This is a genomic window from Phenylobacterium sp. (genome assembly GCF_016793285.1).
Taxonomy (GTDB): Bacteria; Pseudomonadota; Alphaproteobacteria; order Caulobacterales; family Caulobacteraceae; genus Phenylobacterium.
The window spans coordinates 1-2535 of record NZ_JAEUMO010000251.1 but is presented as its reverse complement, the minus strand read 5'-3'; the positions used below and the strand labels follow the sequence as shown (position 1 = coordinate 2535).

Annotated in this window: 4 protein-coding genes; all 4 read right to left on the bottom strand. The window is 71.2% G+C overall.

Annotation, left to right across the window (positions count from 1 at the left end):
• On the bottom strand, positions 1–827 hold an 827-nt coding region (leuB, locus tag JNL41_RS21460; protein ID WP_293478274.1), incomplete at its 3' end, for a 3-isopropylmalate dehydrogenase.
• A gap of 30 nt (positions 828–857) precedes the next feature.
• Positions 858–1160: a putative quinol monooxygenase gene (locus JNL41_RS21455; RefSeq protein WP_293478272.1), complete on the bottom strand. Its 303-nt coding sequence runs from the start codon at positions 1158–1160 to the stop codon at positions 858–860.
• The gene (gene leuD / locus JNL41_RS21450; protein WP_293478270.1) at positions 1157–1768 is read right to left on the bottom strand and encodes a 3-isopropylmalate dehydratase small subunit; all 612 of its coding nucleotides are present in this window, start codon (positions 1766–1768) and stop codon (positions 1157–1159) included. Before leuD ends, JNL41_RS21455 begins: the two co-directional genes overlap by 4 nt.
• Positions 1768–2535, bottom strand: a 768-nt coding sequence (locus JNL41_RS21445; protein WP_293478268.1) for a VOC family protein, incomplete at its 5' end; no start/stop codon positions are given. The genes JNL41_RS21445 and leuD, both read right to left, overlap by 1 nt.

The following is a 2535-nucleotide window of genomic DNA, read 5'->3' as shown; positions in this document are numbered from 1 at the left end:
GGCTCGTAGAGGCCCGGCGTGCCTGCAACCCCCAGAGCGGCCGAAGGGAGCATCCCCAGGGAACCGGTGAGCTGCGACGCCGCGTCCGACAGGATGTCGCCGAACAGGTTGTCGGTGAGCAGGACGTCGAACTGCTTCGGGTCCTTCACGATCTGCATCGCGGCGTTGTCGGCCAGGATGTGGGTCAGCTCGACGTCGGCGTAGTCGCGCTTGTGCAGGTCGGTGACGACCTCGCGCCACAGCAGCCCGCTGTCCATCACGTTCGATTTCTCGGCCGAGGCCACCTTGTTGCGCCGTCCGCGCGCCAGCTCGAACGCCACGCGCGACACGCGCTCGATCTCGGCCGTCGTGTAGACCTGGGTGTCGACGGCGCGCTTGCCGCCGCCGGGCAGGTCCTCGATGAACCGCGGGCTGCCGAAGTAGATGCCGCCCGTCAGCTCGCGCACGATCATCAGGTCCAGGCCCTCGACCACCTCGCGCTTCAGCGTCGAGGCGTCGGCCAGCGGCTGGAAGCAGAGCGCGGGCCGCAGGTTCGCGAACACGCCCATGCCGGCCCGCAGCGCCAGCAGCCCCGCCTCGGGCCGCCTGTCGCGCGGAACGCCGGCCCACTGCGGTCCGCCCACGGCGCCCATCAGCACCGCCTTCGCCGCCCTGGCCGCGGCCAGCGTCTCGTCCGCCAGCGGCGTGCCGAGCCGGTCGTAGCTGACGCCCCCGAACGGCCGCTCGTCGAGGCTCAGGTCCGGCGTCAGCGCCTCGGCCACCCGGCGCACCTGCGCGGTCACTTCCGGCCCGATCCCGTCGCCGGGCAGGAGCAGCAGGTCGGTCATGGATAGTCCCTCAAAACTGACGAGGTGGAGCTAGAGTCTCCGCTCCGCGGCGACCTCGTACAGGCTGAGGTTCCGGTCCGAAACCCCGAACTGCGGCCACGCGGCCCGCCAATCGGCCATATGCGGCGCCTGGAAGTGCGCGTCGATCGCCGCCTGGTCGCGCCACGCTTCGAACACCCGCACCAGCCCCGGCTCGGCGACGTCGATGGCGTAGGAATAGGTGAGGCAGCCGTCCTCGGCCCGGCTGGCCGCCAGCATCGCCTCCATGTGCGGCCGGAACGTCGCCAGGTTCTCTGGCGGCACGCGCACCGTGCCGGCGATCAGGATCGTCACGCGCCTTCCAGCCAGGGCTGGGCGAGCGCGCGCTTCATCTCGTAGGTGTCGATGTCCTTGGCGGCTTCGAGCGTCTCGCCGATGGCGTCGAGGCCCTTCAACATCTTGGCCTTGCGCTGCGGGTCGATCTGGAAGCCGAAGACCGCGCCCGACGGCGAGGTCACCGTCTGGGCCTCCAGGTCGATCGAGACAACATGGTTGCCGCCGCGCGCCTCGTCCATCAACTGCCGCACCTCGTCCGCTTTCAGGACCACGGGCAGCAGGCCGTTCTGGAAGCAGTTGTTGTAGAAGATGTCCGCGAAGCTGGTGCTGACCACCGCCTTGATGCCGAAGTCCATCAGCGCCCAGGGCGCATGCTCGCGCGACGAGCCGCAGCCGAAGTTGTCGCCCGCGATCAGCACGCCCGCGCCCTTGTAGGCCGGCTGGTTCAGCACGAAGTCGGGCCGCTCGCGCCCGTCGTCGTCGAAGCGCAGGTCGTAGAACAGGCCCTTCGCCAGCCCCTTGCGGTCCACGATCTTCAGGAACTGCTTCGGGATGATCTGGTCGGTGTCGATGTTCGCCAGCGGCAGCGGGGCCGCAGCGGCGTCGAGACGGGTGAAGGCTTCCATCAGGCGTCCTGCTGGATGACGAGGGTGGGCACGCCGCCCAGGGTCATCCCCTCGGGCGCGGCGCGGACGGTGAAGACCCGGGTGCCGGGCTTGCGGCCTGTGCGCAGGTCCGAGACGTTGAAGCCTTCGCCGGCGAGACGGGCATGCAGCGCCTCGGGATCGGCCACGCGCCAAGCGAGCCCGCCGAACTTGTCGGGCGCGTCGGACGGCGGGTGCTTCAGGCTGGCCCCGACCTCGAACACCGCCGCGCCGCAGCGGAAGAAGAGCTGGCGCGCGCCCCACTGCGCGTTCTCGCGGTCGAGCCGCAGGTCGAGGCCGAACTTCGCGCCGTACAGGCCCACGGCGCGATCGGCGTTGGGCGTCTGCACCACGACATGGTCGAGCGCGCCCACGGCCGCGGCCTCGCCCGAGGTCGCCGGCGAGGCGGCGCGCTCACGCTGCGGCCAGAGCACGAAGCGCAGGCCCGCGGCGTGGATCCGCGTGAACTCGCCCATCGGCTCGACCGAGAGCCCGCGCCGCTCGAAGAGCTTCGTCGTCGCCGCGACGTCGTCGACTGCGAAGGCGGCGAGCCACAGGCCTTCGCCGGCTTCGTCCAGATACTGCTTCACCGGCGCGCCCGGATGGCCGTCGCCGTCCGGCGCGATCACCTCCAGCGACATGTTGGCCAGGTGGAACCAGGCGCGCTTCGCCCCGCCGCCGGGCTGCAGCTCCGGCTCGCGCCCCAGCAGGCGGCGGTAGCCGCCGCAGGCGGCGTCGAAGTCGCGGAC

Bases quoted from the DNA above. Each gene is read 5' to 3' on its own strand.
- leuD (WP_293478270.1), bottom strand. From the start codon at position 1,768: ATGGAAGCCTTCACCCGTCTCGACGCCGCTGCGGCCCCGCTGCCGCTG.